Below are 7,281 nucleotides of genomic sequence, written 5' to 3' on the forward strand. Positions count from 1 at the left end.
CATTTGAAAACGGAGGGGAGGTAAAAAATATTTTGATTTTAGATTTTTTATTGTATCTTGCATTCGTTTATATTTGGAATCAATATTTGTTCATTAATTTATGTTGCTTTTCTTTTATATACCAAATTTTTATTAATTTTTTAATTTTATTTAAAATGAACATTTTTGTTTCAAACATCAATTACGCAACTAAAGAGTATGAGTTGCATGATCTATTCGCAGAATTTGGTGATGTATCATCAGCTAAAATCGTTACAGACAGAGAAACTGGTCGTTCAAGAGGTTTCGGTTTTGTAGAGATGGGTGATGAAGAAGGACAACAAGCTATCGAAGCTCTTAATCAGAAAGAATTCAACGGAAAAGAGCTTAACGTATCTGAAGCTAAACCTAGAGAAGAGAAGCCAAGAAGAAGTTTCGATAACAACAGAGGTGGTGGTTATGGAAACAACAGAGGTGGCGGAAGCTATGGAAATAACCGTGGCGGAGGTGATCGCGGAGGAAACAACGGCGGTGGAAAACGTTGGTAAAAAATATGAAGCGGCTTTTAAGCCGCTTTTTTTATGTCTTTATTTTTCTCTGATCAGGAATAAGGCATCATTATAGTAAATATTTCCGCCTTTACTGTAAGTATCTTTTTGAGTTGTGACCGTAGGGAAAATAATCTTAATATGATATTTACCCAGATCACTTTCTACAGCCACTTCTTTTAATTTTACTATTCCGCTTCTATGGATGTTATCTTTAAATAGCTTATCAATAGCCGGAGTAAAATCTACTTCTTCTTTTGAGTTCAGGATTACTTTGATCTTTTCAGTCTTGTTGTCGATAAGAAACAGATCTCCATTGATTTCTTTTGATTCCTGGCTATAGCTTTGGAATTTAATTAAATACTTATAATTTTCAATATTCACTACATCTGTTTCTGACTCAAGCGTCAGTTGCTCATACGCAGGTGCTCCGGAATGTTTATCAGCATAAGTAAAAGAATTTCTAAGGCTGTTATTGATTGCCCAGTAATAGGGTTCTTCAAAATCTTTTGACCATTTATCCCGAACTTTAGGGGCTGCGAGAGTAAGCAAAAAACTTTCCTGTTTTCTTTTTATTAAAAATTCAAACTGTGATGACATTTTATCAATCACAGAATCTGATATCTTTTTATTGAAATCTATTGTACTCCCAGTAAGCAGGTTATTTTCTTTTAATAGCTTAATCAATTCATTTTTCTGGCTTCTTTTGGCTACGCTAAAAGCATTTAGGTAAGGAAAAACAAGTGAAAATACCCCCAATATAAATAAGCTCAGAGGAATAAATTTTATGCTTGACTTTTTGTTGAAAATAAAATAAACCACTAAACTTGTCAGCCATAAAGCCAGGAGTAAAACAAAGTATCTTGGCTCTGTATATCCATATGCTAAAAGCCTGGTGAAAATAGCAACAAAAAGGAGGATAACCAGAGGGATAACCGTATAGTAAAATAATCTTGAAAATACTTTAACCCAGGATTTGGTATGATCCTCTTTTAATGGATGCACAAGCAATAAAGCAAGAATTCCTACCATGCTGTAAGCAAGAATCAGATAAGAGACCCAACCCCTTGGAAGTTGCCAATTGATCAGTATTTTAAATGAATAGAAATAAAGAATAACAGCATAGATACAAAGAAGCGGAATCAGAATAAACTGGGTGAAAAATTTTAAAACAACAGGATATTTGCCGTCTTCTTCAAGGTCTGGCAATCCTCTTTCATTAAAGATCAGGAAAATCAGACAGCTTCCAGCAATAGCCAGAAAGAAGAATACATCAAAGTAAACGCTATCATTAAACTGAAAATCAAAAAGTTTGTCAATTGCTAAAATAGCCAGTTCTACTCCGGCTGTGAGCACTCCTGTGAATATAGCCGTAAGTACAATATTGACAAATAGATTTTTGTTATACTGCCAGAAACTAATTTCCCTGTCCTTGTTTAAAAAGGCTACAAAAGAAACCAGCAGGTGAGAAAGAATGAATGCTACAGCAATGATATATCCATAGACTTCATTAAAATCTTTCTTGTTGCCGGGTAGAATAAAAAAAAATCCCACCAGGCCGATAATTCCTGCAGATTCTAGAAGATACCGTTTTCCTATTCGCTGGGAAAGTATTTTCAATGCAAACATCAATGATATTCCCAAGCCGGAACAGATAGTGAACATGTAGCATGTGAAAGAGTCATTTCTTGATCTTGTGGTCTCATATAAATAGATCGCCCCAAAAGAAGTTAACAGAGCCATGAAGAGGACCATCGGATAACGAAATATCACTTCTTTGGCTTTTCCCGTTATCTCAAGAAATTTTGTTTTCATAAGCCTCGGTATTTATATTTTTTTCTTCTTTTTCTTTTTGTCTTTATCCTTTTCTTTTACTTTTGTTTTCTTCTCTTTTTTAGGACTTAGAATTTCATCAGCGAACTCAAATTTCGGTTCTTCTATTTTGGTAGGTTTTATTTCAATTTTAAGATCAAAATATCCTTTCAGATCGTTCTGTGAAATTAGCTTTTCATTCATTAAAAATTCCAGAATCTCTTTTCCGGAATCATTAAAAAAGTGATGGGAAAGCTCTTTCAGTAGAAACTTTTTATATTCTTCAAAAGGAACAAGTACTGAATATTTAAAAATCCTGCCTTCTTTTACAGTAGACAAATAGCCTTTTTCAACTAATATTTTTAAGTATGTAGAGACCGTGTTCTGGTGTGGTTTGGGCTCTGGATGTTGTTCCATAACATCCTTAAGATAAAAGGAATTCAACTTCCAAAACAGCTTCATAAAGTTTTCCTCTGCGGCAGTAAGATGATTTATTTTCATATATTCTTCTAATGTTGAAATTGTATATTGCAATAAAGATAGATAAAAGATATTAAAAATGCTATTCCTGCGCCCATAAATACTTCTTTAATGGTGTGTCTTTTTAGAATAATTCTCGTAATCCCCACTAAAGCAGCAATACCCAGCCAAAGAATTCCCAGCTTCCAGTTTAATGAGAAAAACAAAGCTGCTACAAATACATTGAAGGCTGTATGCATAGAACTTTTAATATAAAGATTACTGATCTGTAAAGCGAAAAGAAGAATAAGGATAAACAGCATGATGAAATCCACATATCCGTTTTTGAGATAATTAAAAAGAATATAGGCAAGTACACATACAGCAATAAATATATAGAGTGTCTTTCTCTGTACCCGGTTCGAAACATCCATATTGGTGTATCTTCCTGTTTTTACATTCCATACGAGCCAGATAATCACAGGAAGCATAATCAATAATAAAATAGGCAGGAAGTATACTAAGGAATCTTTTAGCGTATATGACTGTATACTCATATAGATGAAAAAGATAAAAAGGGAGACCAAAGGATTGAAAAAATCAGAGATGATCTTTGAAATTTTGTGCGTCAATGAAGAGTTCTTTTCTTCCATGTTTAAGTTTAAAAGTCAAATATAACACTATAACCAAAAAAACAATTGATATGTATACAATAAAAACAAAGTTTTTTTCATAATTTTGCTCAACTATTTCATCATAAAAAAGCAAGAGCTAACACATGAAAGAATTTTCTAAAGAGGTATACCTGAAGTGGTATGAAGATATGACAATGTGGAGAAGGTTTGAAGACAAATGCCGTTCTCTTTATCTAAAACAAAAGATCAGAGGCTTTTTACATTTGTACAACGGTCAGGAAGCAATCCCTGCCGGATTCACGCATGCAATGGACTTAACGAAAGACAGTATGATTACTGCCTACAGATGCCATATCCATCCAATGGCGATGGGAGTAGATCCTAAGAGAATCATGGCTGAACTTTGCGGTAAAGCAACTGGTACTTCCGGAGGTATGGGTGGTTCTATGCACATTTTCAGTAAAGAACACCGTTTCTATGGAGGTCATGGTATTGTAGGAGGACAGATTCCTTTAGGAGCTGGTATTGCTTTTGCAGATAAATATTTTGACAGAAAAGCTGTAAATATCTGTTTCTTTGGAGATGGAGCTGCAAGACAAGGTTCATTACATGAAACATTTAATATGGCGATGAACTGGAAACTTCCTGTAGTATTTGTTGTGGAAAACAACCAGTATGCAATGGGAACTTCTGTAAAAAGAACAGCCAATCACGAAGATATCTATAAGCTAGGATTAGGATATGAAATGCCTTGTCTTGCTGTAGATGCAATGGATCCTGAAAAAGTAGCTGAAGCTGCTTACGAAGCAATTGAAAGAGCTAGAAGAGGAGACGGACCAACGTTCATCGAAGCAAGAACTTACCGTTACAGAGGACACTCTATGTCTGATGCAGAGCCTTACAGATCAAAAGAAGAAGTTGCCGTTCACAAAAATGATGACCCTATTGAATTGGTAAAACACAGAATTTTATCCAACGGATGGGCTACAGAAGAAGAATTGGAAGTGATGGATAACAAGTCTAGAGACTTTGTGGACGAATGTATAGAGTTCATGGAAAACTCTCCATATCCGGATACAGAAAAAATCTATGAGTATGTATATTCTCAGGAAAATTATCCATTCTTAGATAAATTAGAAAACTAAAAAGATAATAGGTTAATCTGAAAATTTGAAAATACCAGCGATCATTATTGGTCCTTTCAAATTTTCAGGTGACTAAATTTTCAAATTAAAAAAAATTATGGCAGAAGTAATTACGATGCCCCGCCTTTCTGATACTATGACGGAAGGTAAAGTGGCAAAATGGCATAAAAAAGTAGGCGACAAAGTAAAAGAAGGAGATATTTTAGCTGAAATTGAAACTGATAAAGCAGTTCAGGATTTCGAATCTGAAATAGAAGGAACTCTTTTATACGTGGGTGTACAAGAAGGAGATGCTGCTGCTGTAGACTCTGTTTTGGCGATCATCGGTAATGAAGGAGAAGATATTTCAGGATTAACAGGTGGAGCAGCTGCTTCCAGTGCAGGTTCTGAAGAAAAAAAATCAGAAGAACAACCTCAATCAGAAACTCCGGTTGCTGCTGAGCCTGCTGCGGCAGAAGTTCCGGCAGGAGTAGAAATTATTACAATGCCAAGACTTTCTGATACTATGACAGAAGGTAAAGTAGCTAAGTGGCATAAAAATGTAGGAGATACAGTAAAAGAAGGAGATCTTCTTGCTGAAATTGAAACAGATAAAGCGGTTCAGGATTTCGAATCTGAATTCAATGGAGTATTATTGAAGCAAGGTGTAGAAGAAGGTGGTGCAGCTCCGGTAGATTCCGTATTAGCAATGATTGGCCCTGCAGGAACAGATGTTTCAGCTGTAGGAGCTCCAAAAGCTGCTGCTCAGTCATCAGAAAAACCGGCTGAACAAAAAGCAGAAACTAAGACAGAAGAAAAAGCAGCTCCGGTTGCAGATTCTTCATCTTCTGACAGAGTTGCAATTTCTCCATTAGCTAAAAAAATGGCTCAGGACAAAGGTGTTGATATCAACAGTGTTCAGGGTTCTGGAGAAAACGGAAGAATTGTTAAAAAAGATATTGAAAGCTATCAGCCATCTCAGGCGAAACCAGCTGCTTCAGCTCCGGCTGCAAGTGCTGCTGCTCAAGTAGCAGTAAACTTCGTTCAGGGAGAAGATACAGAGACTCCAAACTCACAGGTAAGAAATATCATTGCGAAACGTCTTTCTGAAAGTAAATTCTCTGCCCCTCATTATTATCTGATGGTTGAGATCAATATGGATAAAGCTATTGTAGCTAGACAAGAGATCAATTCTTTACCAGATACTAAAATTTCATTCAATGATATGATCATTAAAGCAACTGCGATTGCTTTAAGAAAACACCCTCAGGTAAATTCAAGCTGGGCAGGTGATAAGATCATCCACAGAGGAAATATCAATGTGGGTGTAGCAGTAGCTATTCCTGACGGATTGGTAGTTCCTGTATTGAAGAATACAGACCAGATGAGCTACACTCAGATTTCTGCATCAGTGAAAGATATGGCTTCAAGAGCTAAGAATAAAGGTCTTAAAGCTAATGAAATGGAAGGATCTACATTCTCTATTTCTAACCTGGGAATGTTCGGAATCGAAACATTTACAAGTATTATCAACCAACCAAACTCTGCCATTCTATCCGTAGGTGCAATTATTGAAAAACCAATTGTTAAAGACGGTCAGATTGTAGTAGGAAACACAATGAAACTATCATTGGCATGTGACCATAGAGTAGTGGATGGGGCTACAGGTGCTCAATTCTTACAAACATTAAGAACATATTTAGAAAATCCATTAACATTGTTACTGTAATTTCTAAACTGTACATACTAAAACCTCCCGCTTTGGGAGGTTTTTTTGTTTTTAAATATTTCCGATAAAATTATTTCTTCAGTATTTTTATCTCTTCTTTAAGTTCTTTTACTTGGGCTTTCAGTTCTTCGATTCTCCCTTCATATTGTTCTATTAATTTTTCAGAAAGAGAATTGATGGTATTAATTGTTCCTACAAATTGAAAAGCCATACCTCCTTTTTGATCAGTATTTTCCTGTTCCAGATTATTGGTTTCATCTGAAAGAAAATTCTCAGGCTTTATTTCAAAAATTTCACTAAGTTTTTCTATATGTGCTGCCCAAGAGTGGCTTTCCCCTGTTTCAATTCTGGCGTAGGCAGATTGGGAAATGTGTAATTTTTCAGCCATTTCTTCCTAGAATCCTTTGGACTTTCGAAGTCTTTTTATTTTCTCTGCAACGTTGTTAGTCATGCTTTGTTATTTTAGACAAATATAAAAATAATTTCCTCAAAAAATTACCCGGATAAGGGGTAGAATTATGCAAAAATAGGTTTTGTAGATTGATAAATATTTCACAGTTTTGTGGGTAAATAAAAAATATTATATTTAACAACTTAAAAAAACGCTTATGACAAAAAAAATAATTCTTCGGCTGGCTCTGCTGGCGGTCACAGTCTTCTCTGTACATTCCTGCCGTACAGAGGATGATGTAGCTCAAAATACCAAAGAACCCCAAAACAAATTTGCGGCCTTTTCTCAAAACGGAAATGAGAAAGTAAATTACCCAAAAGCTTTTGAATATCTCTTTAACCGATATTATGAGCTCAAAGATGCACCTGTAAAAAACAGGAATACGGCAGGAGATTCTCCTTACACAGATTTTCGTTTCCACTCCCAGCTCATGGAAGTGGACAATGGAGACAAGGCAATGCTTTTCCCTGTGATAAAAGGTAATAAAGTAATTGGGCTTATGATAGGACTTTTGGAGAAAGAAGAGACTTATCTCAGGTATTAT

The 7,281-nt window shown here is 35.4% G+C and carries 7 protein-coding genes and 1 pseudogene; 4 read left to right on the plus strand and 4 right to left on the minus strand.

The window, feature by feature from the left end:
* Positions 1–155: 155 nt before the first annotated feature.
* On the plus strand, positions 156–527 hold the full coding sequence (locus DRF57_RS23100; protein ID WP_047495638.1) for an RNA recognition motif domain-containing protein: 372 nt from the start codon (positions 156–158) through the stop codon (positions 525–527).
* Between the two features lie 39 nt (positions 528–566).
* On the opposite strand, the gene DRF57_RS23105 is transcribed toward DRF57_RS23100, so the two are convergent.
* The 3 genes from DRF57_RS23105 to DRF57_RS23115 are packed head-to-tail and all read right to left on the minus strand — an operon-like array spanning position 567 to position 3,451.
* Entirely contained in the window at positions 567–2,342 is a 1,776-nt protein-coding gene (locus DRF57_RS23105) for a DUF4153 domain-containing protein (protein ID WP_115921096.1), read from the minus strand.
* A gap of 12 nt (positions 2,343–2,354) precedes the next feature.
* Positions 2,355–2,840, minus strand: a complete 486-nt coding sequence (locus tag DRF57_RS23110; RefSeq protein ID WP_047495912.1) for a BlaI/MecI/CopY family transcriptional regulator — start codon at positions 2,838–2,840, stop codon at positions 2,355–2,357.
* Between the two features lie 8 nt (positions 2,841–2,848).
* The gene (locus tag DRF57_RS23115; RefSeq protein WP_084083995.1) at positions 2,849–3,451 is read right to left on the minus strand and encodes a phosphatase PAP2 family protein; all 603 of its coding nucleotides are present in this window, start codon (positions 3,449–3,451) and stop codon (positions 2,849–2,851) included.
* Positions 3,452–3,576: 125 nt separating this feature from the next.
* On the opposite strand from DRF57_RS23115, the gene pdhA reads away from it, so the two are divergent.
* On the plus strand, positions 3,577–4,578 hold the full coding sequence (gene pdhA / locus DRF57_RS23120; RefSeq protein ID WP_047495631.1) for a pyruvate dehydrogenase (acetyl-transferring) E1 component subunit alpha: 1,002 nt from the start codon (positions 3,577–3,579) through the stop codon (positions 4,576–4,578).
* Between the two features lie 97 nt (positions 4,579–4,675).
* Positions 4,676–6,286, plus strand: coding sequence for a 2-oxo acid dehydrogenase subunit E2 (locus DRF57_RS23125; RefSeq protein ID WP_115921097.1), 1,611 nt, complete (start codon positions 4,676–4,678; stop codon positions 6,284–6,286).
* 70 nt (positions 6,287–6,356) lie between these two features.
* Here DRF57_RS23125 and DRF57_RS23130 read toward each other — a convergent pair whose 3' ends face one another.
* Positions 6,357–6,674: a helix-turn-helix domain-containing protein gene (locus DRF57_RS23130; RefSeq protein WP_115921098.1), complete on the minus strand. Its 318-nt coding sequence runs from the start codon at positions 6,672–6,674 to the stop codon at positions 6,357–6,359.
* A gap of 220 nt (positions 6,675–6,894) precedes the next feature.
* Between DRF57_RS23130 and DRF57_RS23135 the strand changes: the two are divergent.
* Positions 6,895–7,281, plus strand: a pseudogene (locus tag DRF57_RS23135) (hypothetical protein); the annotation flags it as partial.

It is taken from the genome of Chryseobacterium rhizosphaerae, from assembly GCF_003385455.1.
GTDB classification, from domain to species: Bacteria; Bacteroidota; Bacteroidia; order Flavobacteriales; family Weeksellaceae; genus Chryseobacterium; species Chryseobacterium rhizosphaerae.